This is a genomic window from Fusibacter sp. QWL-12, from assembly GCF_058683495.1.
The window spans coordinates 1,541,376-1,567,382 of the sequence record NZ_CM178745.1 but is presented as its reverse complement, the minus strand read 5'-3'; the positions used below and the strand labels follow the sequence as shown (position 1 = coordinate 1,567,382).

At 36.8% G+C, this 26,007-nt stretch carries 22 protein-coding genes and 1 other annotated feature; of the genes, 18 read left to right on the top strand and 4 right to left on the bottom strand.

The features are described from left to right. Window positions 1-2: 2 nt before the first annotated feature. The 10 genes from rsmA (at window position 3) to galU (ending at window position 10,983) form a co-directional block, all read left to right on the top strand. The gene (gene rsmA / locus AC4PID_RS07865) at window positions 3-893 is read left to right on the top strand and encodes a 16S rRNA (adenine(1518)-N(6)/adenine(1519)-N(6))-dimethyltransferase RsmA (protein WP_492135025.1); all 891 of its coding nucleotides are present in this window, start codon (window positions 3-5) and stop codon (window positions 891-893) included. Continuing rightward, window positions 874-1,434, top strand: a complete 561-nt coding sequence (locus AC4PID_RS07860; protein WP_492135024.1) for a GNAT family N-acetyltransferase — start codon at window positions 874-876, stop codon at window positions 1,432-1,434. The genes rsmA and AC4PID_RS07860 overlap by 20 nt, the downstream gene beginning before the upstream one ends. A gap of 12 nt (window positions 1,435-1,446) precedes the next feature. Next, a complete protein-coding gene (locus tag AC4PID_RS07855; protein WP_492135023.1) occupies window positions 1,447-2,304 on the top strand; it encodes a DegV family protein in 858 nt (285 codons plus the stop codon). A gap of 34 nt (window positions 2,305-2,338) precedes the next feature. Further along, window positions 2,339-3,538: an HD-GYP domain-containing protein gene (locus AC4PID_RS07850; protein ID WP_492135022.1), complete on the top strand. Its 1,200-nt coding sequence runs from the start codon at window positions 2,339-2,341 to the stop codon at window positions 3,536-3,538. Between the two features lie 72 nt (window positions 3,539-3,610). Further along, window positions 3,611-3,815 (top strand) — a binding site (T-box leader). 102 nt (window positions 3,816-3,917) lie between these two features. Continuing rightward, a complete protein-coding gene (gene tyrS / locus AC4PID_RS07845; RefSeq protein ID WP_492135021.1) occupies window positions 3,918-5,165 on the top strand; it encodes a tyrosine--tRNA ligase in 1,248 nt (415 codons plus the stop codon). A gap of 126 nt (window positions 5,166-5,291) precedes the next feature. Next, window positions 5,292-6,059 (top strand): hypothetical protein, encoded by a 768-nt coding sequence (locus AC4PID_RS07840; RefSeq protein ID WP_492135020.1) that lies wholly within the window; start codon window positions 5,292-5,294, stop codon window positions 6,057-6,059. After that, window positions 6,056-6,517: a hypothetical protein gene (locus AC4PID_RS07835; RefSeq protein ID WP_492135019.1), complete on the top strand. Its 462-nt coding sequence runs from the start codon at window positions 6,056-6,058 to the stop codon at window positions 6,515-6,517. Before AC4PID_RS07840 ends, AC4PID_RS07835 begins: the two co-directional genes overlap by 4 nt. 348 nt (window positions 6,518-6,865) lie before the next feature. Then, entirely contained in the window at window positions 6,866-7,615 is a 750-nt protein-coding gene (locus tag AC4PID_RS07830) for a transglycosylase SLT domain-containing protein (protein WP_492135018.1), read from the top strand. 123 nt (window positions 7,616-7,738) lie between these two features. Beyond that, window positions 7,739-10,126 carry an ATP-dependent DNA helicase gene (locus AC4PID_RS07825; protein WP_492135017.1) on the top strand — a complete coding sequence of 796 codons (2,388 nt, stop codon included), beginning with the start codon at window positions 7,739-7,741 and terminating at the stop codon, window positions 10,124-10,126. Next, the gene (gene galU, locus AC4PID_RS07820) at window positions 10,123-10,983 is read left to right on the top strand and encodes a UTP--glucose-1-phosphate uridylyltransferase GalU (protein ID WP_492135016.1); all 861 of its coding nucleotides are present in this window, start codon (window positions 10,123-10,125) and stop codon (window positions 10,981-10,983) included. Before AC4PID_RS07825 ends, galU begins: the two co-directional genes overlap by 4 nt. A gap of 166 nt (window positions 10,984-11,149) precedes the next feature. Here galU and pepV read toward each other — a convergent pair whose 3' ends face one another. Next, the gene (gene pepV, locus AC4PID_RS07815) at window positions 11,150-12,535 is read right to left on the bottom strand and encodes a dipeptidase PepV (protein WP_492135015.1); all 1,386 of its coding nucleotides are present in this window, start codon (window positions 12,533-12,535) and stop codon (window positions 11,150-11,152) included. Between the two features lies 1 nt (window position 12,536). Beyond that, window positions 12,537-13,382: a zinc dependent phospholipase C family protein gene (locus AC4PID_RS07810; RefSeq protein WP_492135014.1), complete on the bottom strand. Its 846-nt coding sequence runs from the start codon at window positions 13,380-13,382 to the stop codon at window positions 12,537-12,539. A 136-nt stretch (window positions 13,383-13,518) separates the two neighbouring features. On the opposite strand from AC4PID_RS07810, the gene AC4PID_RS07805 reads away from it, so the two are divergent. Then, window positions 13,519-14,694, top strand: a complete 1,176-nt coding sequence (locus AC4PID_RS07805; RefSeq protein WP_492135013.1) for a class I SAM-dependent methyltransferase — start codon at window positions 13,519-13,521, stop codon at window positions 14,692-14,694. A gap of 123 nt (window positions 14,695-14,817) precedes the next feature. Continuing rightward, window positions 14,818-16,101: an adenylosuccinate synthase gene (locus AC4PID_RS07800; protein ID WP_492135012.1), complete on the top strand. Its 1,284-nt coding sequence runs from the start codon at window positions 14,818-14,820 to the stop codon at window positions 16,099-16,101. Window positions 16,102-16,274: 173 nt separating this feature from the next. Here the strand turns inward: AC4PID_RS07800 and AC4PID_RS07795 are convergent, their stop codons facing one another. Both AC4PID_RS07795 and AC4PID_RS07790 read right to left on the bottom strand, forming a co-directional pair. Beyond that, window positions 16,275-17,246: an ATP-binding protein gene (locus AC4PID_RS07795; RefSeq protein WP_492135011.1), complete on the bottom strand. Its 972-nt coding sequence runs from the start codon at window positions 17,244-17,246 to the stop codon at window positions 16,275-16,277. Beyond that, window positions 17,247-18,278 (bottom strand): DnaD domain-containing protein, encoded by a 1,032-nt coding sequence (locus tag AC4PID_RS07790; RefSeq protein WP_492135010.1) that lies wholly within the window; start codon window positions 18,276-18,278, stop codon window positions 17,247-17,249. A 311-nt stretch (window positions 18,279-18,589) separates the two neighbouring features. Here AC4PID_RS07790 and AC4PID_RS07785 point away from each other — a divergent pair, with 311 nt between their 5' ends. The 6 genes from AC4PID_RS07785 (at window position 18,590) to AC4PID_RS07760 (ending at window position 25,998) form a co-directional block, all read left to right on the top strand. After that, window positions 18,590-20,167, top strand: coding sequence for a LysM peptidoglycan-binding domain-containing M23 family metallopeptidase (locus AC4PID_RS07785; RefSeq protein WP_492135009.1), 1,578 nt, complete (start codon window positions 18,590-18,592; stop codon window positions 20,165-20,167). Between the two features lie 106 nt (window positions 20,168-20,273). After that, entirely contained in the window at window positions 20,274-20,972 is a 699-nt protein-coding gene (yycF, locus tag AC4PID_RS07780; protein WP_492135008.1) for a response regulator YycF, read from the top strand. A 9-nt stretch (window positions 20,973-20,981) separates the two neighbouring features. Further along, window positions 20,982-22,730, top strand: coding sequence for a sensor histidine kinase (locus AC4PID_RS07775; protein WP_492135007.1), 1,749 nt, complete (start codon window positions 20,982-20,984; stop codon window positions 22,728-22,730). A gap of 113 nt (window positions 22,731-22,843) precedes the next feature. After that, on the top strand, window positions 22,844-23,650 hold the full coding sequence (locus tag AC4PID_RS07770) for a hypothetical protein (protein ID WP_492135006.1): 807 nt from the start codon (window positions 22,844-22,846) through the stop codon (window positions 23,648-23,650). A 13-nt stretch (window positions 23,651-23,663) separates the two neighbouring features. Next, window positions 23,664-25,127, top strand: a complete 1,464-nt coding sequence (locus tag AC4PID_RS07765) for a hypothetical protein (RefSeq protein ID WP_492135005.1) — start codon at window positions 23,664-23,666, stop codon at window positions 25,125-25,127. Between the two features lie 13 nt (window positions 25,128-25,140). Continuing rightward, window positions 25,141-25,998, top strand: coding sequence for a two-component system regulatory protein YycI (locus AC4PID_RS07760; RefSeq protein ID WP_492135004.1), 858 nt, complete (start codon window positions 25,141-25,143; stop codon window positions 25,996-25,998). Window positions 25,999-26,007: the final 9 nt, after the last annotated feature.

Sequence of the window (26,007 nt, the reverse complement as noted above, 5' to 3'; positions counted from 1 at the left end):
TTATGGATAGATTAACGTCACCAAGAACGATTAAATACATTATGGAGAAATACGGCTTTCACTTTAGTAAAAGCTTAGGTCAAAACTTTATCATCGATGATCATGTAATCGAGCGAATTATTGATGGTGCAGAGGTTGGAGGAGAGGACGTCGTTCTTGAAATTGGTCCTGGTATTGGCGTTTTGACCAATGCTCTTTGCGAATCTGCTGAAAAGGTTGTGAGTATTGAAATTGATAAATCGCTTATACCTGTATTAGGAGAAACAGTTGGACATCATGATAACCTTAAGATAGTCAATCAAGATGTTTTAAAGACAGATGTTAAAGCATTGATTAAAGAAGAGTTTGGTGATAGAAAACCAAAGTTGATTGCCAATCTACCATACTATGTTACGACACCAATTATTATGCTCTTTCTCGAAGAGCGTATCCCTATAAGCGATTTGATCGTTATGATACAAAAGGAAGTTGCTGATCGTATCGTTGCAGGGCCAGGAACGAAAGCTTATGGTGCTTTATCAGTAGTGGTTCAGTACTTTACGGAGCCGAGCATCGTTACAAGAGTTTCCAGAGGGTCTTTTATGCCGATGCCGAACGTTGATTCAACGGTTATTCGACTTAATGTAAGAGAAAACCCGCCGGTGACGCTATTAGATGAGGAAGTGTTTTTCCTTACCATAAAAGATGCATTTGGAAAAAGAAGAAAAACATTGTTGAATGCATTGTCTTCTGGTTTTTTAAAGCTCACCAAAGAGCAAACCAAATTGGCGCTAGCTGAAGTTGGAATACCTGAAAATATGCGTGGTGAAGTGTTGACGATAGACGAATTTGCTAGTTTAGCCAATGCGATTGCAAAGATTAAAGGAGCAACAAATGGAGCAGATAACACTTAGAACGGATCGATTGATTTTGAAGACTTTATCCCCAAAAGATTATGGCGTGGTGACGAAATACTATTTAGAGAATAGAGAATTTTTAAAGCTATGGGAGCCACTCAGAAGTGAAGGCTTTTTTAGTGAGGCGTTTCAAGAAAAAAGCTTAGAATTAGATGATTATGCAATGGATCGTGGGGAGATGTATCGATTTTGGATATTTACTCAAGAAAATGAATTGATTGGAACCGTTGCAATTACAAATATCATCAGAGGCGTTTTTAAATCCGCATATCTGGGGTATAAACTCAGTGAAAAGCATGCACGTAAAGGCTTTGGATTAGAAGCAGTAAATGCAACCATAAAATTTGCTTTTGATGCTTTAGTGCTTCACAGACTAGAAGCCAATATAATTCCTAGAAATACAGCCTCACTTCGTCTGATTTCGGCTGCAGGCTTTGAGTTTGAGGGCTGTTCGAAGGCTTATCTAAAGATCAATGGCAGATGGGAAGATCATAATAGGTATGCCTTAATCAATAAAAGTTACAAAGACATAGAATAGGTGGAGGCAAAAATGAAAATTAGAGTTGTAACAGACAGTGCATCAGATTTACCAAAACAAATAGCAATTGACGAACACTTGGAAATACTACCTATATTGGTCTATATAGATGGAAAAGAGCATTTAGATGGGGTCACAATTGATTCAGACGCTTTGTACAATGCGATGAAGTCAGGATCAGAAGTAAAGACGGCACAGATTCCGCTCGGTCATTTTCTTGATAAGTTTAGAGAATACGCAAAATCAGACGATCATTATCTTTATCTTGCTTTTTCTTCTGTATTATCAGGGACCTATCAAACCGCAGTGTTGGCATATGAATCAATAAAAGAAGAATTTCCAAACTTTAATATGACCATTGTAGATACCAAGTGTGTCTCACTTGGGTTAGGCATTTTGGCAATTGAAGTTGCGAGAATGGCAGAAGAGGGTTCGGATCTTGAATCGATCTTGTCGTATATCGATCAGACAAAGAGCAATATGGTTCATGTATTCTCAGTGGATGATCTTGAATATCTTCTAAAGGGTGGTCGCGTTAGTCGATCACAAGCTATCATCGGTAATATTCTCAATATCAAACCTATTTTACATGTACAAGAAGGGGCATTGGTTCCTTTTGACAAGGCAAAGGGAAAGAAAAAACTTTTAGCAAAGCTATACGAATACATTAGAGATCATGGCAGTCAATTGGATCGACAAATCATTGGGATTGCCCATACCTTAAATGAGGAAGAAGCATTGGAAGTAAAAAGTCATTTTGAAACCGTTTATGGTTCAAGTAAGTTTATAATAAACCAATTAGGATGTGCAGTGGGAGCACACTGTGGTCCAGGAATGATAACCATATTTTTCAAAAGTAAAGTATCTTAGTTGAAAGTTCTAACAGAAAGTAGATGGTGATGTTATGAAAAGGGTTGATTACAATCAATTAACTGAAGGTATGATTTTAGGTGCGCCAATAGTTGATGCAGAAGGAATTGTAGAATTATTAAGCAGAGGAACTCATTTAACACAAAGACACATCGCACTACTAGAAAAAATGAAAATTACAGATATTTATATTTTAGAGTATGAGGGTGAACCCTATTCAACTCCTGAGCTCGATTTAGAAAAGATTATCAGTAAAGCAAAAATTACAGATGTGAATTTCGACTTGGAAAAGCTAAAGCAAGACCTTGCAGAGATAGATGATCATGTTTATGAACCAACGATTAGAAGCGTGGTTAACAGGAACATGGAAATTCATGTTTTAACAGGCGAAGGCAATGTTCCAATAGACGTTAAGCATGAAAAGACGATAGAAGATACACGCGCTATTTTCGATGAAATTCAGCAAGATGGCGAACTCAACTTAGATCGAATTCGAAAGAATGTTGAAGATTTATTACCGGATATGATTCGAAATAACGATGTTCTCATGCGTTTAAATCAGCTTAAAGATAATGATGACTACACTTTTCAGCATTCAGTTAGGGTCTCTATTTTGGCAACTATGATTGGAAAATGGTTGGGATATTCTAAAGAAGAGTTGGTTGAGCTTGGTGAAGCAGGGCTCCTTTTTGATATTGGTAAATTAAGTATTCCAGATTTCGTTCTAAAAAAACCAACCAACGTGACAATGGAAGAGTATGAACTCATTAAAAAGCATGCGCAGTTTGGTTATAGTATTCTATTAAGAACAAAAGGCGTATCTTCAAATATCAAATATGCTGCACTTCATCATCATGAAAGGCTGGATGGTTCTGGTTATCCTTTAAGGCTAAAAGAGGGCCAAATTCATGATTTCGCAAAGATCATCATGGTTTGCGATGTCTTTGATGCTTTGATCACGGATCGCCCATACAAAAAGGGGATGTCACCGCTTATGGCTGCGGATTATATCTCTTGGTACAGTGGGAAACTATTTGACGGAGAAGTTTGCTATGTTTTCATAAAGCGACTTTCAGAGTATTTTATGGGTAAAAAAGTCGTCTTATCTGATGGATCTGAAGGCGTTATTGTCTATGTGGATACGAACTTTCCAACGCGTCCAACGGTGAAAGTGAATGATAAGTTTGTAGATTTGGTAAAGGATCGTACGTTATTCGTCGAGACACTGATGTAATAACTGATGCAAAACTAAAAAATAATAGACTTGACAGACTTATCAAAATTATTTATACTTTACAATAATTAAACAAGGGTGATGATCAAGAGTAGTAGAATTTTGAAATTGAAATTAGAGACTAAGCGGATGGTGAAAGCTTAGCAAGTTCGGATTTGAATTATGGCTTGTGAGCCTTGACGAGAAATCGTCACGTGACAGGCGTTAACTGTTTAGAGGCAGTATGTAATTTGATGCTGTAAATTAAGGTGGTAACACGGGTTCTCTCGTCCTTTGACGGGGAGGACCCTTTTTGTTTTTCAAAAACGTGTTTTTAATCCAATGACAAAGTGTCTGGATGCAAATAAGAGTATGAATACGATGACAAGAGGTGGTAGGTATGCAAGAAAATACGGACAAAAGAAATGTTTTCGATATCCTTATGGAAAGAGGATTTATTGAACAAGTTACACACGAAGAAGAAGTAAGAGAACTACTTGGAAAAGAAAGCGTTACATTTTACATTGGATTCGATCCAACTGCAGATAGTTTGCATTTAGGTCACTTTATTCAGATTATGGTGATGATGCACATGCAAAGAGCGGGTCATAAGCCAATCGCTTTAGTAGGTGGTGGTACCGCAAAAATAGGTGATCCATCGGGTAAAACAGATATGAGAAAAATGTTAACACCTGAAGACATTGAAGAAAACGGAAGAGGCTTACGTCGTCAAATGGAGAAATACCTGACTCTAGATGGCCAGTCAGGGTATATTGCCAATAATGCAGACTGGTTAGATAAGCTTGAATATATTCCTTTTATTAGAGAAATTGGAAGCAAGTTTTCAGTAAACAGAATGTTAACAGCAGAGTGTTTCAAGCAAAGACTAGAAAAAGGTCTAAGTTTCTTAGAGTTCAACTACATGATTATGCAATCCTATGATTTTCTAGAATTAGAAAGAAGATTTGATTGCCAAATGCAATTGGGTGGTAATGATCAATGGTCAAACATAATCGCAGGTGTAGACCTTGTAAGAAGAATGGACAGCAAACAGGTCTTTGGTTTGACATTTAAACTACTATTAACAAGTGATGGTAAGAAGATGGGAAAAACTGAAAAGGGTGCCGTCTGGATTGATCCTGATAAGACATCACCATTTGAGCTGTTCCAATATTTAAGAAATGTAGAAGATGCAGATGTTGAAAATTGCCTCAGACTGTTAACGTTTTTACCAATGGAGGAAGTACTTAGATTAAGTGCACTTGAAGGATCAGAAATCAATAAAGCAAAAGAAATTTTAGCATTTGAATTTACAAAGATCGTCCATGGTGAAGAAGAAGCAAGAAAAGCATTAGATGCAGCTAAGGCACTTTTCGGTGGCGGAAATAATCTTGAAAATGTACCGACAACTGAGTTCTCAAAAGAAAAGTTTGCTGAATCAGTGCAGCTACTAGACTTGATGGTTGAGTTGGGTTTAATACCATCTAAGGGTGAGGGCAGACGCTTAATCGGACAAAACGGTGTGAGCGTTCAAGAGTCAGTCGTTACTGATGCTAATCTGATGATAGATTTATCTTCATTTACGGATAATCAGTTAATGATTAAAAAGGGTAAAAAAGTCTTTCACAGAATACAGTTAATCGATTAAACTATAATTGTAAGAATATTCAATTTATGTTGAGATTTATTAGATTTTCATGGCTGCTGATATTTGTTTGTAACTACTCAGTGATATTTTTGTAAAGTGTTAACTCAAAAGCGTTTGGAGGCGTATATGTCTATTTGGGAAACCATAAGAAGTGAAATATTCAATAATGAGAATTTGGATATTTATGAAAAAATGTGTCTAATTGTGCTGATGAGCCTTGATGAAGAGGAGGCACACCTCAGTTCAGATGAGCTGGGTAGTGCAATGGGGTGTTCCCCTGTAACAGCGAAAAGGGCATTTGATTCCCTTCGAATTAAAGGCTATCTTTCAAATGACTACCATAAGCATCCTGCGATCAGAAGACATAGTAATGTCGTTCGTGATGAAGATGCTATAGAGATTACACGTACAGTAGAAGTAGAAACAGAGGAGTTTCAACCAGGCTTTTTTAAGTCAAACGAAAGCGATGTAGAAGTCTTCGATGCTCACAATAATAGTAGAGAAAGCGAAATAGATTCTGAAGCAGAACGGAGAAGACAACTTGCAGCTTATCTTCTATCAGATTCAGATGAAACGCCAAAATCCTTTGTAAGCAAAAAAGAGACGAATAGTTTGGTCGATCAAGTCATTGACTTAATAGAAGAAAAAATAAGCTATAAAGAAGCAAATATAATATTGGCTTTTGCATCAAATGACATCGAGCGAATAAAAAAGAAATATGCAATTGCAAAACAATCTCAAGTTTCTGATACAATTAGTGTTCTTATAAATGAGCTTCAAAAGAAAGAAGGACCAGTCATTAAAGCAGAGGATAAGCAAGCAGATAATACGCAAATTAACACCAGTAGACTCATGAAGATGCAAGCATATCAAAACAGCAGGTTTAAACCATGAGGATAAAACTACTAGCGGCAGTAATGTTACTTCTTATCCTGTTTACAGTTACAGCCTGTAGTCGTTCGGAAATAGTGGTAAGCAAGACCCTTAACACTGAAGAAACTTCTGAAACACAGTATTATGAGGAAACGCCATCTGAAGAAATGGCCATTGTCCTTGAATTGGTTAAAGATGAGATGCGTGTATTTGATGTTGAAGAACATCATGAAGCTTTAATGGAAGAAATTTCGAAATTAGACAAGGGGCTTTCTGAGGACGATTTAAAAATTGCGGTTGAAAATATCGTGAAAACAAGAATGGATAGTTACTTTTATACAAGAATTGAGACCATTCTTAGCGATTATAATCCAAATTATGGTCCTAATGATGTGGAAACCCTTTTTAATAATACCTCTCGGACCGCATTATATGACCTTATTGTATTATATGAGGTAACTTTTCTTAAAAATCAATAGAATATAAGGCATTTTAATCAAAATTCACACTTAAAAAAAGCGAGCCTCAGACACAATTGAAGCTCGCTATTTTATTGGGTTACAGCTTGAAAAGTAAAAAAATGGGACTTCGTTTGTATAAAAATTACAAAACAATTAGATACACTCGAGTGACCATATGTTCTAAATGGGCATTTACAAGAGTTTCAAAGGTGGAAATAAAAGCCAATTCTCATAGTTGTTTAGTGGTTAACAACATAAGTTACATTTTCTTAATTGACATTGACTCAACCTGTGGTTATAATTTGAAAGTCATGATGGAACATAGCGCGTTTGCTATGTTCATATTATTTTAGAAAGGTTGAGATCATGAAAAAGAAATCATTCGTTATTTTGGGTACGGTGACGATCCTTTTATTGGTTGTTGGGATCTTTATTACAAACCAAGTTCAGACGAATAAAAAACTAGAAAGTTATGAAACTGCAAATTTGGAATTAACTCAAAAGATAAATACACAAGAAGAAACGATAGATAGTCTATCAACTGAACTTGAAAAAGCTAATGAAACAATTGAACGTCAACAGCCCTTGGTAGAGGAGTACAAAGAGTTGTCTAAATTTGTCGATTTTGATTCGATGGATTTAACACAGTTAGAAAAAGCACAAGAAATTTCAGATGCGACACCCCTTGATTATGAAAGTGCAGTCGCACTAGTTAAATACGCTGATATTTATGACATCCCGTATTCATTGGTACTTTCGATTATTGATGTAGAAAGTAATTTTGAAAAAGACTTGGTCGGCATGTCTCAAGATCGAGGTTACATGCAAATTATACCTGTAACCGAAAAATATCTAGCGACAACATTTGGCGATGAGCTAGGGCTTACCTATGATCCAAATCGTATTTTTGAACCAGAGTATAATCTTGCACTTGGCATAAAATTTTTGGATGTTCTTATGAACGATTACGGTGCAGATTACGAGAGAATTTTATCCGTCTACAATCGAGGCGCTGGTAACTTATCAAAGTACTATTCTGCATATAAAACTTATAGCACATCTTATTCGAGAAAAGTATTGAGTAATGAAACGCTTTATGTTGCACTGAATCAATAACATTAGCATGACAACCAAACATAGAAATCGAGTTAAAAGAGCTTTTACTGGCTCTTTTTCTGTTTTTTTGTTAAAATAGAGAAGTCGAACATACGTTCAATTGTTGCCAAATTAGGAGATATCATGTCAGATTCCGGTACTGCTTTTCAAATTTCAGTGCGTGAACTTGTAGAGTTTGTCTATCGCTCAGGCTCATTAGACCTTAGATTTCAAGGAAAGTCAAAATTACAAGATGGCATTAAACTGCATCAAAAAATTCAGAAATCCCAAGGCATTGCTTATCGATCTGAAGTGACACTCTCTAAGCAAATTGAAGTTTGGGAAGAGGGGACTCAAGCAGTTTTGCTCGTATCTGGAAGAGCTGATGGTATAATTGAAATAGAGGGTGAAACGACGATTGATGAAATAAAGGGGACATCGATTTTTTTAGAGTCGATTGAGATAGATACCTTTCCTGTACACTGGGCACAAGCGAAAATTTATGGCGCGATCTATGGAAGAGATAAAAATCTGGATCAGATGACCATCCAATTGACCTATGCCAATTTTGAGAGCAATGAGGTGAAACGTCTTCGTAAGGTTTATACCGTTGACGAATTAGAAGCTTTTTTTATGACAACGGTAGATCGATATAAAAAATGGCTGTTCTTAAAGAATAGATGGCGTCACGAACGCAATACGAGTTTGGAAAGCATTGTATTTCCATTTGCAAATTATCGTCCAGGTCAGAGAAAATTAGCAGTTTCTATCTATAATAAAATAAAAACTGGCGGCACATTATTCGCAGAAGCACCCACTGGAATTGGTAAGACGATGTCAACCCTTTTTCCAAGTTTAAAGGCGATGTCTCAGGGTCTTGTCGACCGGATATTTTATCTATCTGCAAAGACGATTACCAAGGTTGTCGCTGAAGAAGCGGTAAACAGACTTTACGAGGACTCAGAAAAAACATTAAAATTAAAGTCGTTAACCTTAACGGCTAAAGATAAGATTTGTTTAAATGAAGAGGTAACCTGTTATCCTGAAAAATGCCCCTATGCAGATGGTTATTTTGACAGAAGCTTAGATGCACTTTGGGATATTGTTAGCAATGAGAGGACCTTTGATAAGGATACCGTCATTTATTATGCACAAAAGCATAAAGTCTGCCCATATGAGTTTTCGTTAGACGTAGCCTTATTTTCAGATTTAATCATTTGTGACTATAACTACGCGTTTGATCCAAGGGTTTATTTGAGACGTTTTTTTGAGTTTCCAACAGAAAAGTATGTTTTTCTAGTCGATGAAGCACACAATCTTGTGGATCGGGCTAGAACGATGTATTCAGCTGAGTTACACAAAGAAAAGTTTTTAAGTGTAAAAAAACAGTTAGGACAAGTGGATAAAGGCTTATCTAAGGCGATAGAGGGCATTAATAAAGCATTATTAGAGGTTAGAAAATCTTGTGACGATAGAGGACTTTACATCAGTGCAGATGAAAAACAAGATATTTATGAGCAGTTAAAAAGACGTTCTGGCACAATTGAAAAGTGGCTTTCTGAAAATCATCTTGCACCCTTTTATCAAGATGTGCTCGATCTTTATTTTGAAATAATCAGCTATATGAGAATCAGTGAATTGTATGATTCTGGCTATTTGTTCTATATCACTGATGGGGATAAGAGTACAACAAAGTATAAGCTTTTTAATATCAATCCCGCCTCTCAGTTAAAGCGATTTATTGATAACTCGGTTGCCACAGTATTTTTCTCTGCAACATTAACACCACTGGCATATTATTCAACACTACTAACAGGTGATTTAGAGCCAGATGCACTTTCATTACCTTCGCCATTTGATACAGAAAAGCGAAAGCTATTATTTGCTACAGATGTTTCGGTTAAGTACAAGGATCGCGAAGCATCTGTTATGAGTTTGTGTCAATATATAGACACGATGGCGTCCGCTAAAAAGGGCAATTATTTAGTGTTTTTCCCTTCATATGCTTATTTGAGACAGGTGACGGAGTTATTTGAAAGTCTATATAAGGATAAGTATGATATAATTATACAGAGCAGAGATTTGTCAGAATCAGACAAAGAGGATTTTCTCCAGACCTTTGATGCAGATGCCATAACACTGAGTGATAAATCATTAATTGGATTTGCCGTCTTGGGTGGTCATTTTGCGGAGGGAATCGACTTAAAGGGAGATCGACTAATAGGCGTAATTGTCGTAGGCGTGGGTCTACCAATGATTAGTTTTGAGAATGACTTAATCAAAAATTTCTTTGATTATGAAATGGATGCAGGCTATGAATTTGCTTATCAGTTTCCGGGGATAGGAAAAGTCATGCAAAGTGCCGGACGGGTCATTAGAGGGGAAACGGATACCGGTGTGATCATTTTAATCGATCAAAGATTTCAATCGCTCACTTATCAAAGAATTTTACCGCCAAGATGGGGTAAAGAAACAACCAATCTTGACACTCTTAAGCGACAACTTGACGATTTTTGGGAGGAGCACAGATGAAAGTAAAAAAGGCCGTCATACCGGCAGCTGGATTCGGAACGAGATTTTTACCGGCGACAAAATCGACGCCAAAAGAAATGTTAACCATAGTTGATCGTCCTGCAATCCACTACAATGTAGAGGAGCTAATTGAAGCAGGTATTGAAGACATTTTAATTATCATCGGACGTAACAAAGAAGAAATAGCAAATTACTTTGACCGATCTCCAGAATTGGAACTTTTCTTAAAAGAAAATGGTAAAGAAGAATTATATGATTTAACAGAACGCATTTCAAATATGGCAAACATACATTATGTAAGACAAAAGGACGCTAGGGGCCTGGGACATGCAGTTCTTTGTGCCAAAACCTTTGTTGGTGATGAACCTTTTGCACTCTTGCTAGGTGATGATTTGGTCTACTCATCAACACCGTGTATCAAGCAATTGGCTGAGATGTATGATCAATATGAGAGTACCATTATCGGTGTACAATCCGTGGATGAGAGCCAAGTCAATAAATACGGTATCGTCGATGGTATAAAGGTTGGAGAGCGTCTCTTTGAAGTGAAGGATTTGGTAGAAAAGCCGTCCATCGAAGAAGCGCCATCTAATATTGCAATTATGGGTCGATATATTCTTACACCCGATATTTTCGATATGATTGAACAGACCAAACCAGGTAAAGGGAATGAAATACAGTTAACCGATGCACTTAAAATGCTCAATGAGCAAAAAGAAATATATGCCTATGAGTTTGAAGGCAAACGATATGATACCGGTGACAAGCTAGGTTACCTTATCGCTACGGTTGAGTATGCGCTTAGAAATGAAGAACTCTCTGATGACTTTAAGGCATATTTAAAGAATCTTTTTTAGTGAGTATTTATTATCGACCGCTTAATGAGGTGTTTTTATTAATTCGGTTATTGTGTCACTAATAGGTATCTTTTTCAAATGAAGTAATGAAGGCGCTTTTCAGGCTAGAATGTATAGCTTGAAAAGCGCCTTATTTTAGTTTGTAACGATTCGATCTAACAGTGTGTTATTCAGCTAGGCGTTGAATCGCAAGTGCAAATATATCACTCATTTTATAAAGGTCATCAAGGACAATGGCTTCATCTCTTTGGTGCATTGTATCATCAGCACCAGGGAATAGAGCACCAAATGCGACCGCATTCGGAATGGCACGCGCATACGTACCACCACCTATGGTAATCGGTTTTGCATCAAGATCTCCTGTTTTTTCTCTATAAACATCCATCAAGGTCTTTACCAGTGGATGTGAAGGTGGGAAGAATAGAGGATCTGAACCCCTAAAACCTGTAATATCAATTCCTGATCCTCTCACCGTACTGTCCAAAGAGGTTTTAATTTTGAGCTCTTTCATGGTAATTGGGTAACGGATGTTAATGACTGCTTTTCCATGACTTTGGTCTAAATCAATCATTCCAAGGTTTAAAACGAGATGATTGTAGGCATCATCAAAGCCCACACCCATGGACTTGCCATCGGTTTCCATACCAATATGGCTTGCCATAAATCGGATAAAATTAGACTGATCTCCTATTTGAATATCAATTAAATCCAAGAGACAGACCAGTTGAGAAATAGCGTTAACCCCTTTTTCAGGCGTGGAACCATGTGCCGAAACGCCATGAGATTTAAGGTAAGTGAATTCGCCTTCCTTAACATACTCAATATTAGAGCCGCGCGTTTGATTAAATGCTTTAACAATATCTTGTATCGGTTTTGTTTCCAATAACTTTGCTTCTGCGTAATCGGGAACCATATTCGGTGCATTGCCACCTTTTAATGATAGAATTTCGATGCCACCATCGGGATCAGCGTCTACGAAATCTCGTTCTAGTGCAAAAACTACGATGCCCATCTCACCATGAATAACCGGGAAGTCTGCATCAGGGCTAAAGGCAACCGTAGGTTTTTCTTCATGTTTTAGGTAATAAGCCATACAAGCGCTGCCGCTTTCTTCATTTGTTCCTAAGATCAGTCTAATTCTTTTATTTGGTTTAAACCCTGAATCCTTGAGTGCTTTCATAGCGTAAAGAGATGCAATTGCAGGTCCTTTGTTATCGAGTGTTCCACGACCATACATTTTACCATCGATGATTTCAGCACCATAGGGCGCATGTGTCCAATCCTCGCCTTCTGGCACAACGTCAAGGTGACACAAGATGCCAAGTAGTTCTTTACCTTCACCGAACTCAATATAGCCAGCATAGTTATCTACATTCTTTGTTTTAAAACCCATCTCATCTCCAAGTTTAAGGATATGATCTAGTGCATTTTGAATACCCAGTCCAAAAGGACTTTCGCCACTTGGCTCTTCTTTAACACTTTTGATTTGGATAAGTTCTTGTAGTGCGGATACCATTTCATTTTTGGATGCTACTAGTTTGTCAGAATACATGTTATGCCTCCCCTAAAAAATCATATTTTATATAACGCGCCATAAACTCTGGAATACTCATTTCTTGTTTTCGGAGTTTTTCAAGGTCGAAAAGTGCCTGAGTAATTAAGCTGATCCCACTAATGTAGGCACTCTCAAATGTTTCATATTGCCTTTCAATTGAAAGTTTTGGATCAGAGACATCAGGTAAAGTGAGTGTGGATAAATCATAATGAATCCATTTGCTAATTTGGCTTTTAAAAGGAAGCCTATCTATAAAACCGCTTATGAGTAAGGATTCGATGCGTATCATCTCAAAATGGCCAGATTTCATTGAATCAGCAGGTACTTTGACGGCAAAAGTTGACCAAAGTAGCTTTTCCCATATAGGTGTAAATCCGATATTTAATTGTGTGTCTGAGCACATGAACTGCTTTGGGTTTAGATGTTTGGGATTGCGCTTCCAATATTTATTAAGGATGAGCGCATCAAAATCCATTTCTACACGTTTGTGGGTATCCTCCTCAGGACCTAACTGGCAGATCAGGGGATGGCAAGTAACATCGAGTAGATAATGTGTAATAAAGCCTGCAAGATAACTCATCACTTCTGGTGCTTGTGTTTTGCTGTATAGATTTAAAATATTTTCAAAAAGGGTGTTTCTTCTTTTATCATGTATGAGATTGCCAACTTCTTTGTAGTTGGTTTTGGTTAAGAAATGAAGCTTGTTAATGTAGTAAAAGAAATCGGGTCCTTGCGCACCAAGATAATATAAATTATCATGTGTATCATCCCAAACCGGACCTCTATCTCGAATGGTTTTTAGTGCGGCATCAGCAGCTAAGTGATGGCTCCAAAAATCAGGCATTTGATCACCTCGTTTCAAAGTTAAGACCTAACCCTATTATACATGCTGTTCCCAAATCAAATCAATTGCTTGATTAAATTAATGATTAACTATAAAATAATACTGCCGTTTTAAGAAATTTGAAAGTAGGTTGATGATGCGTAAAGTCACATACGATATTTGGACAAAAGAATTTGATATAAATACATTGATTTTTGCTGTACTAAGTAATGTTGCAAAGGGGGTTGAGAAAACTTTTAATAAAGTTAACATTAAGCCTGTCAAAATTAAAGATGAACTCCTTTACCAGTTTGAGTTCGTTTTCGATAAAAAAGTGCTACATGAAAATTTAGATGCGCTTGATGCAAAGCAAAAACTATATGAGTTACTAGAGACTTATTTTAAGCAAGGGCAACTGTTTACGACAATTAGTGATTATCAAATTTTATTTAATAAAAAACGTGAAGGCGTCGTTATGCCTTCAGCACCGACGCGTGCACTGACCACAGTTGAGCACAATAGAAAAAAGAACTATTTAATACCAGAGGATGAGCCCTGTGATTTTATGATCCATCTTGGCGTTATGGATGAAAATGGTAAGGTCTACAAGAAAAAATACGATAAGTTTAGACAGCTTAACAAATATTTGGAGTTCGTGTCAGATGTTATTGAAACATTGGGTGAAGCGCCAACGATCATTGATTTTGGTTGTGGTAAAGCGTATTTAACATTTGCACTTTACTATTATCTTGTAAAGGTTAAGGGAATGAATGTAAAAATCATAGGACTTGACCTAAAAGAGGATGTTATCGACTTCTGTAATCAAGTGGCTAAGGATTTGAACTATGAAGGGTTGAGTTTCGAAATAGGAGACATCAAAGACTATCAGTACAACGAAAAGGTAGATATGGTCGTGTCCTTACATGCATGCGACACTGCAACAGATGCTGCTATTGCAAAAGCAGTGAACTGGAACGCTAAAGTTATTTTTGCTGTGCCATGCTGTCAGCATGAACTTTTTGGGCAATTATCCAATCTTGATATGCAGCCTCTACTGAAGCATGGTGTGGTGAAAGATAAGCTTGCAACAATTGTAACCGATACGCTTAGAACGCTCGCACTTGAATCTGTAGGCTATGAGGTGCAAATGCTTGAGTTTATCGATATGGTTCACACGCCTAAAAACATATTAATCCGTGCGGTCGGTAGTTGCGCATCAAATGAAAGTGCTTATTCTGATTATCTTGCATTTAAAAGCAGTTGGGGCGTAAAACCCACGATAGATAGGCTTTTAAAAGATAAATTCCCTGCAAATACGAATAATAATTATTAAGTTTTTAAAATTATTCGGAGTATTGTTGACAGCGTGTAGGGAGTCTGTTACTATGACTATGGACAAAAATGCACTAAACTTTGCACAGTCAAAGTCAAATATAGATTGAAGAGGAGTGTTGTTATGTCAACAGTTGTCATTGTAGGCGCTCAATGGGGCGACGAGGGAAAAGGTAAGGTTATCGACTATTTATCTAAGGATGCAGATGTTGTCGTTAGAGGTCAAGGTGGAAATAATGCAGGTCATACGGTGGTTGTTGGCGATAAGAAGTACGCTTTACAATTGATACCATCGGGGATATTAAATGATAATACGATTAACGTAATTGGAAATGGTGTTGTTTTCGATCCAGAAGGTTTCTTGAAGGAGATTGACGGATTAAAAGAAAAAGGCATTTCAACGGATTCGTTAAGAGTTTCTGATAGAGCACATGTGGTTTTCCCATATCATAGAGAAATCGATCGTCTTTCTGAAGAAGCAAGAGGTGCGGACATGATTGGTACGACCAAAAAAGGGATTGGTCCTTCTTATATGGATAAGGTGGAGAGAAGTGGTATTAGAATCTGTGATTTCATCGAGCCTGAAGTTTTTGAGCCCCTTTTTAGAAAGCAAATAGAAGCAAAAAATAGAATCATTACACAAATTTATGGTGGTGAACCATTAAACGCTGATGCTTTAGTAGAGCAATACAACGCTTATGCGAAACGCATCAAGCCTTTTGTTGCAGATACCTCTTTAGTTGTTTTTAGCGCACTTAAAGAAGGTAAAAAAGTATTACTTGAAGGTGCTCAAGGTACGATGCTTGATCTTGACTATGGTACTTATCCGTATGTAACCAGCTCTCATCCAACATCAGGTGGTTTTACAATTGGTTCTGGTATCGGTCCAAATCAAATCGGTGAAGTGGTTGGTATTACAAAGGCTTACACGACTAGAGTTGGTAAAGGTCCGTTTGTAACAGAGCTCGATAATGAGATCGGTGAAAGAATTAGAGTTGCAGGTAGAGAGTTTGGCACCGTTACTGGCCGTCCAAGAAGATGTGGCTGGCTTGATACAGTTGTCGTTAAGTATTCAGCACGTGTGAATGGGATGACATGTATCGCTTTGATGTTATTGGATGTTTTAACAGGATTTGAAGAAGTTAAAATCTGTACGGGATACAAGTACGGTGATGAAATTATTGAAAACTTCCCTGCGAGTCTTCACATCTTAGGTAAATGTGAACCAATTTATGAGACGCTTCCAGGCTGGAGTGAAGATTTATCAGAATGCGAGACCTTTGATGCATTACCACAAAATGCTAAGAATTACATCGAAAGAATTGAAGCATTAACAGGCGTGCCAGTGAAGATCGTATCGGTTGGTCCGAAAAGAAGCCAAACGATTATTAGAGGCGAGATTTATTAATTGGGATTTGGCTCATTTGTGAATCTAATCAATGCACCAGAAATGTAAATTAAAATAAGGAGATGCTTAAAACTATGTGGATAGTTTAAAGGCATCTCCTTTTCTATTATGCATCAATGATATTGATATAATTTCTAAATTATCGAGGATAGAAGTTTTATTTTAGTGTCAACTTAATGTTCCCAACGTATGTCTGGGCCAAAGAACTTTAACAGCTCATAGTGACCTTTAATTCTAGAATCGATACGGTCATTGTAAAAGCTCGCGATTTCTGAAAGCTTGATGTTGGTAGAAATCAATGTGCTCTTTTCATTGAGAATCCTAGTATTAATGATGTTGTAGAACTCACTTATGGTAAATGAATTTGCAGTTTCTGTCCCTAGGTCGTCAATGATTAATAAATCCACGTCGAATAGTTGCGAATAAGCCAGCTGTATCAGAGGATTGTCCTTATCCGTAAATGTCTTTTTTTCTATGATGTTGATAATCGTAAAAGGCGTCTGATAAATAACGGAATAGCCTTTATCAATCAATGACTTAGCAATACAGTTGCATAGATAGGTTTTGCCCAGACCACTGGCACCATAAAAGAGCATGTTGTGTCCACTTGGAAATTCTTTGACGAAATTTTCTGCTTCTGATAGGTTTTTCTTCATGTTATCGCGTTGCGTCAATTGCTCTTTTGGTAGGATTTCAGTAGAAAAAACATCCAGTTTAAAGTGATTAAAATTCTGTTTTTCTAGTTGCTGCTCGATACCTGACATTTCATATGCTTTGTTGATGAGCTTTTGTGTAAAACAGGTGCAACGCACGTTTTCCTCAGTGAACCCAGTGTCTTTGCACTTATTGCAAACATATTGAATTTCAAGATAGTTCGCAGGGATGTTGTGATCGGTGAGGAGGACCGCTTTTTCGCTTTTTAAAGATTCCAGCTGACGCTTGAGTTTTATCAATAGTTGCTCAGCTTGGATGGGATTCTTTAAAATGGATTGACTGATTTGAGAGCCGATTTGACTCATTTCCAAATCGATTTCAGCAAGTCTCGGTATCAATGCGTAGAGTTCTTTTTTTCGTTCTTTTCTCTCGGCTTTGCGCTGCTCGCGTGTGATGCGATAGTTTTCAAGTATATCTTGATAGGATGACATCTATTGTTTCCCCCTAGACGGTTTTTTGTTGAGTAAAAGTGCTTCTAATTCTTCTTCAGAGTAACTGGATTCTTTTTCTATGGTGTAGTTTTTTTTGCGATTTGGCTTAGTTTCACCTGTAGATTTCGATTGGCTAAATTCTGAGTTTTGTCTTTCAAATTGACTGAAGGAAACGGAACCCGATTTTCTTAAACTGCTGAGCACGTTGTCGATGTAATTGAAATTTGGATTCAGCGTTTTCTTAGTGAGTTCAAAGAGAATCTTAACCAAATCGTCTGGTGGACAACCATATTCATCCAACCACTTGTCGATGGTGCTCGCCTCGGAAGCAGAGACCTGTCTATATCGGACACCAAGGGTCTTAAGAACCTCTTTGTAGACCGTTTGTCTAGCATCAGAAACGCTAAGCCATCGGTCTACTTCCTCTGATGAGCTCAGATTGTTTTTGAGCCATAGTTCAAGTGTCGCCTTGACGTAGTTGGTTTTTCGTATGCCTTTAATTAAGTAGCTGTAATCAAACGCTTTTAATATCAGCGCTGTATTTTGTGTGTAGTTGTCGTAAAAATCATTGATATCTCTCACATCTTTAAAGGTTAAAGGTTGCCCGATTAACTTTTCAATGGCATCCGTTAACTGTTTGAAGTTCTGATCGATAATAGGAGAAGGGGTTACCTTAGTCTTCTTCTTCGCATGCGATTTGTTATCAGATGCAAATGTATTTTCTATATAAAGTGATCTGAGTGAATGAAATTCTACCTCGTAATCTTTTGAATTTTCAAGTGGATGTCTTGTAATAATACCTTGCTTTTCCCAATACTGCCATGCATCGTGGACATCTTGGAGTGGTAGAGTGAGCATGGATGCGAGCATTTTGTGATCGTACTGAGGCTCGCTGTCTTTAGAAAACAGATAACCGAGCAGATAGACCTTGACATAGGTACCACTTGCCAGTGGCATAAAGTCCGTTATGAAAAGGTTCTCGATATTGAGTTCGCCGAGATCGAAAATCGGTGGTTTTCTATAATAACTCATAGTACACTCCTTAATAGTGATTGGTAATCCTTATTATAACATTGAAAAGCAAGGTGTATCAGATATAATTTTCACTTAGTACAAAGGTCCTAGAGTAAATAACGAAAAAATAAAATTTTTTTAAATTTTTTCTACTATATATGGGTGTTTTGTTATAAAATAAGGATAGATATAGTAGTATTGTGGCAAAGTCCTAATTAGGGACAAATTTTTAATTTATCATTTGTATTTCTTGTGCTATAATGAAAGAGGTATTTTTAACTTTCAAAGAGAGAGAACCATTGAAATAGCCGTTACTAAAGGAGTATAGGATGGGGAAAAAACGACAAAAAGTCACTAATAAGCACGTTTACAAAAAAACCAGCGCCAAGTACTACGTAAAAAACGACTCAAAAAAGATCACTCTTAGTGAAAATGCAGCCAAAGCAGTAGCTGTTGTGCTGTATCCATTTTTTTACGCAGGCGCTAAATTAAGCGGGCTCATCAAAGGTGACAAAGCCCAGAGTTCAATCCAAAAGACGCAGAATACAAAGCAGTTAAATATAAAACTAGACAAACTGATGACAAAAGTCAAACTGGGTACGACAAAAGGTTGGGAGTTTATCAAACCTTACAAGTACTATGTAGCAGGAGCAACTGCACTAGTTGCAGTAGCAATTGTTGGTTTTTCACTACTATCGAATGTCTCAAATGACAATGATTTAGTAGCAGAACAGACACAAGAGCATATCGTTAGCATTCCACAGAGTGCATTACCGACTGAGGCAGTACAGGCAGAGGTAAATACGACAGCATTATCTACAGAGGTTGTTGGCGTACCAGAGTTTAAGGTTTTAAGCTTTGCTTCGGTAAAGGCATATCAAATTCTCGTCAATGATCAGCCGATTGCAAATTTCAAATCGGAAGAAGAAGCCAATCAAGTGTTAGAGGATTTAAAAGCCACTTATACGACGGTTGAAGGCTCTGTAATTAAGGATGCTTATTTCTCAGAGGATGTCAGAGTAGAGCAAGCTCAAGTGGATATCATGGATTTTGATGCATATGATACCGTTGAAGATGCACTTGCATACATCATCAAAGGAACTAAGGAAGAAAAGAAACACGTTGTGGCAAAAGGCGAAAACTACTGGGTAATTGCTCAATACTATGGCATATCACCATATGATCTTGAAAAAGCAAATCCAGATGTTAAAGCTGAAACGTTACAAATTGGTCAAGAAATTTCGTTAGTTGTACCAAAACCAATTATCAGCGTGTGTACAGTTGAAGAAGCAAGCTACAGCGATTCAATCGCGTTTGAAGTTCAATATGAAGATTCAAGTTCACTTTATAAAGGTGAGACAAAAACCAAAGTTAACGGTGTTTATGGTGAAAGAGCTGTTGTAGCAGAAGTCATCAAAGAAAATGGCAGAGAAATTGGAAGAACCATTCTTTCAGAAAATGTCATCTCTGAGCCACAAACAAAAGTCGTTTACAAAGGAACAAAAGATCCACCGCCTAGAATGGGTACTGGTGTTTTAGCATATCCAGCAGCATCTAGAGGAATTATCACTTCAGAGTTTGGTGTATGGCGTTCTTATAGAAGACATACCGGTATCGACGTAGCGATGAATGTTGGTTCTAGCATTAAGGCAGCTGATGGTGGTGTGGTTACTTTCTCAGGATACTCAAGCTCGTATGGTTACTATATTATCGTCGATCACGGTGGCAATATGACAACCTTATACGCACACAACAGCAAGCTGTTGGTCAGCAAAGGTGAAAAAGTATTCCAAGGTCAAACAATCGCATACAGTGGTAACACAGGAAATAGTACAGGACCGCATCTCCACTTTGAAGTGAGAATCAATGGCGTTCCACAAAATCCTAGAAACTATGTTAAGTTTTAATGATAAAGCGAGTCAAAGACTCGCTTTTTTTTTATTTATCAGATAAAATAAGTATGATGCCATAGCTATAACTAGCTCCAGTCCAAATAAACGCGGGAGGCAATGTATGAATAAGAAAATTCTTGTAGTTGAAGACGAAAAACCAATATCAGATATTATAAAATTCAATTTAGTAAAAGAGGGGTATGAAATTGAAACCGCTTATGATGGTGAAGAAGCGTTAAAAAAAGTATATCAATTTCAGCCTGATTTGATTCTGTTAGACGTTATGTTACCTAAATTAGATGGGTTTCAGGTATGTAGACGGGTTAGGGAATCATTTAATATGCCGATTATTATGTTAACGGCTAAAGAAGAAGAAGTGGATAAAGTGCTTGGATTTGAACTTGGCGCTGATGACTATATCACAAAACCATTTGGCATGAGAGAGCTAATCGCTAGAGTAAAGGCTAATATAAGAAGATTAGCACTGGTTGATGTCGAAGTTAACTCAGGTAGTAACAACGTTATTTCTGCAGGCAAGTTAAAAATTGATCTTGATCGTTATGAGGTTTTAAAAGAGGATAGCGTTATAGAATTAACTTTAAGAGAGTTTGAGTTATTAAAATTTTTAGCGACACAAGCCAATCAGATCTTTACACGTGAACAACTATTAAAAGATGTATGGGGCTATGAGTATTTTGGCGATATTAGAACGGTTGACGTAACCGTAAGAAGACTTAGAGAAAAAGTGGAAGACGACTCTAGTGAGCCGACTTATATTATGACTAAGAGGGGCGTAGGGTATTACTTTAAACGCCATTAGTGGAGGCATATGTTAAAGAGTATCCGCTCTAGATTTACAATTATATATTTTCTACTGGTATTTATAGCAATGATTATTTCCGGTATTTTTATCGTTCAATCGCTTGAGGATTACAATCTCAATGTCGTTTCAAATCGGCTAGATGATATTGCACAAATTATGCAGTCAGAGCTTTCAAAGATAGAAGCAGATGACCTTACGATGGTTAGTGCCGAACTTCAAGAAACGTTGGATCGTCACGTGGATATTGGACTAAGAGAAGAGATGTTCATTATCGACATTAAAACACATGATATCATTGCGACGAGTACTGAGGACATTAATCGAAATATCACAGAGATACTGAATGATAGCTTGGTAATACAAGGCTTAAATGGCAATACAATTGAGAAAAATGTAGAGATTAGTGATTCTGTTCGAACAAAGGATAAAGTTTATCCGGTCGTAAAGAATGGTAAGCAGTTAGGGATTATCTATCTTAGATACGATCTTAAAGATATTTATGAATCGATCCGAATGGCGCGAACGATAATTTTTAGGGCGATATTAACGTCGCTACTGGTTACAATTGTTCTTGGGTTCATTATCTCTAAAAGCATCACTGATCCGATTAATGAAGTTACTAAAAAAGCGACTTTATTGGCTGAAGGTGATTTTAATCAGTTCGTCGATATTAAATCAGAAGATGAAATAGGGATGCTATCGAGTACTTTTAACTTCTTGGCAGGTGAACTGAAAGGGAGTATTAGTGAAATCACGCGTGAAAAGAGCAAACTTGAAGCCATTATCAACTATATGGAGGATGGGCTAATCGCTATAAATGCAGAAGGTAAAATCATTCATTCAAACCCTAAAGCACTTAATCTTTTAATGAGAGAAAGCTTTATAGATGATGATGTTATCGGCGATTTGTTATCCATTTATAATTCTTGTCGAGATGGTGGAACTAAAAATATGACGGTCAACGGCAGGGTGTTAAAAGTGAATTTTGCACCTTTCCAGGACGAGCATTCAAATAGGGTGGGAATTGTTTTTGTATTTCAAGACATTACCGAATCGCATAAGCTTGAAAATATGCGACGTGAGTTTGTTGCTAACGTATCGCATGAGTTAAAAACACCAATAACGTCTATTAAGAGCTATACTGAAACCATTCTTGAAGGGCGTGTGGATGATCCTGAAATGCAAAAAGTATTTCTGGAAGTTGTCAATACAGAGGCGGATCGTATGTCTCGTTTGGTTAGCGATCTGTTAGAACTCAGTAATTTTGACTCAAATTCAGTTAAGCTAAAAAAGGTACCCTATGAAATTACGCGTCTTATGGACAGCTGTATTTTAAAAATTCAAATGACTGCGGAGCAGAAGAAGCAAACAATAATAAAAAAATACGATTTAGAGCCAATCGAGTGTCATTTTGATAAAGATAAGATTGAACAGGTGGTGCTCAATATTTTATCAAATGCGATAAAATATACACAGTCTGCAGGTCAAATAGAAGTGCAGTTAAGACCTGGTGCCTCAGATGAGACCTTTGATATCGTCATTTCTGACTCTGGCATGGGAATTCCTGAAGAAGATCTTGATCGCATCTTTGAAAGGTTTTATCGTGTAGATAAGGCAAGATCAAGAGCACATGGTGGAACTGGACTTGGACTTTCTATTGCGAAAGAAATAGTAGAAGCACATCAAGGGTCTATTCGTATTGATTCAGAGGTAAATATTGGGACTAAAGTAACGATTTCGTTACCATATTTGTAAACAAGGTGTAATGGCATTTTAAAACCTATGTAATGGTATTGTAATAGTAAAAGTGTATAATACTAATGTGGGTAATTTGACCCTGTTGATTCTATTTTTTGGAGGAGCGTCACATGCGCAAGGGAATTGGGATACTATTATTGGGAATTTTAATACTGTTGGGAGGCCAGATGGGCTTTGCTGCAACCAATCATCCGGTTGAAGCAAATCAAATTATCATCGCGGAACCTACTGCAGAGAAAGTTACAAATGACAAGCAAGTATTTGTTGTTGTCAATATTACCAATGTAGAAATCGTAGACCACCCTATTACGCTGTCTATCGTAAAAATCGAAAATAAACTGCCATTTGTTAACGAACTAGGTTCGGATTTAAATGTCTCAGTGATGAAGTTGTCTTCAGGTGCTGTCGGTGAATTAGATCGTACCGTTCAATACAATACCAGTTACAATACAGCTTCTCCAAGCTACTCTGAAAATTATGCCGCAGAAATTAAAGTAATTAATCGTTTTTTTGAAGTTAAAGATTTAATTCTTTCACATAATTATGAAATTGCAACCATCAATAAAGTATATCGATTTGATTTAATCGTAGGAAATGAAGAAGCTATATCTAAGCTTACTGAAGAAGCAAAAAAGGATTTTACAAAGTGGTCAAATTTAAAAAGCGCTTTGGTTGACTTAAAGAAAGAATACGCGACTTTACAGGTTCAATATTCAAAGTTTTTTGAAAAGCAAGTTGTGACTGATAAAATTGACAGTTTAAGCTACTATAATTTAGTCGGTAAACTAGGTAACGGCACTTATAAAGTTAGATTTTTAGATGAAGCGTCACAGCTTATAAAAGAGTTTACATTTGAAGTGATTGATAAAGAAGAATCTATTAAACTTTTAGAACCATTAACAACTAAAACGAATTAGGAAGGAACCAAAGATGCACGTGGTTAAAGAACGTTTTAAGACCGTTCTGCTGATCTTACTCATTCTTTCTTCATTGTTGCTAACACGAGTTAATCTCTTCAATGGATTGATAAGCGAAGCACAATCAGAAGAGGCAGAAGTAGCATCCACAAAGCTCTCAACGTATATAAACCCCCAAAGTTATTCTGTTAGCTTTGGGGGTCTATCATATACAAAGGTATATGATTTAGATTTACAGGAGAGTATTTGGAGTGAGGTGCGACCATTTATCCTAAGTACTTTCGTCAACTATGAATCAGTAGAGCAAATTACTGAAAAAGATTATACAAAGGCATTTACAGAGAATAGCTTATTGATAAAGATGCCATTTAGCCTGAGTATATCAGAATTCTATAGTGTTTTTTCTGACGAAGTTTTAGGAGATGAAATTGCAAACATAAAACCGAGAGAATATCTGATTAGAGAGGGTAATGTACGCTCTTTATATTTATTTGATGAGGTTAATAATAAATATTATCTTTTAAAGCATAAAACCATGAAGCATGACGTGGGAGCACTGATAGAGGTTATAAAAGCTCAAGAACCAGTAGAATATCGAAAAGTAAATGATCGCTATAGCTTGCCCAATATACTGGATGAGACTTATAACACACTTAATTATGTTCTGATTCCGGTTCAATATAATTCAATCACTTCTGCAATAAAGGTCCAGAACGAAGTGCGTACAGACGACGCTTTTTTTAATCAAGATATTTCAGCTTTTACCAATGCGGTTTTTGGGAATCGATTGGACTTTGTAAAAAAACTAAAGGATGTCAATGATTCAATTGTTTTAATGTATGGCTATGGCGATAAGTCGTTAACCGTTACTCAGACTGGAGAAATCATTTATAGAAGGAAATTTGACGCAAAGCTCTCTGATAAAATCAGTTTTGTACAAGCACTATCGTTTGCAGCTGGTAAATTAGAAGGCTTTGGTGCTATGCCAGAGGGAATCTATTTGGCGGACTATAAGTTCGATTCTGAAACCAGTACTTATACCTTCTATTATAACTATAAGTTAAATCAACTAGCTGTAGCAAGGTTATCCTCAAAAGATTATCCGATTACGATCGTCGTGCGTGAAGGTCAAGTCGTATCAATAGATAAGAATGTAAAATCATTTGCAGGTGCTTATGTTTTAAGTGGTACACCAATTGAAAGGTTAGCTACGATAGATGATTGTATCTATAATAATATGGTTGAATTAAGTGTATATTATCTTCAAGATAAAGGGATAACAAATCCAACTGAAAGTGTATTTGACCAATATTATCCTATGATAAGTGAGATTAAAAGCATAGAATTGACTTATATAGAGCAGAAGACAAACGATGGTTTAACATATATGCAGCCGACATGGCAGCTTAGAATATCTGATCGAATCTATTTGTTCAATGCCTATGATAGTAAGTTGATTAAAACCTATAAGTACTAAAATTGAGGTAGATATGGATTGGCCTAAGATAAAAACAATACTCATTGGTGTGTTGATTATAACAAATTTAATATTGGGATTTGCTTATATTAAAGAGCAAAATCGATACGAAATTGATAATGAAAACAATTTATCAGATGTTGTTGCACTCTATAAAAATAAAAATATTGATGTTAGTCAAATTGATCTTGCGTTTCCTAAATCAACCCTATCAGCAAATGTTGAATTGGAAACCTTTGATGTTGCTTTAATCGGTAAAATATTAGGTGATAGCTATAGTGTTCAAAGTGATTCGTTTTTGACTGAGACACATACTCTGTATTTTGATGATACACATTTACTTTATTTTGATAACAATCATTCAAGTCGTGTTAAACAAGATGGTATTTCAAGTTTATCCCAATTTCGTCGAACTATGGACGAAGAGACACGCCTGAATCGAATGACGTTAGCAAAAACATATCTGGAATCCATTGACTATCCACTTTTTTATGATGCATATGAAGTATCTACACTTGGTAAGTATACGTTGATTTCATTTTACAAATCTTTTAACGGGTATCGATTTGAAGAATCAAAGACGATGATCTGGCTATACGATGATGAAATTATTGGCCTTAAGGGTGAAAATATACTCAAGAATACTATAACCGAGGGAACGAAGTATGATATAATTTCCGTAGATAAGGTGCTTTATAGTATATTGCCAGATATTGACGCAGGTGATCGTATAGTGGAAATGACACTTATCTATAAATTAAATGACGAGAGTTTGTTGGTATCTGACCTTATTATGGGGGAAGCGCTATCATACTATAAGATAGTATTGAAATCGGGTCAACAATTTCATGTAAACGCGATTCAGGAGTAAAAGCTCTCA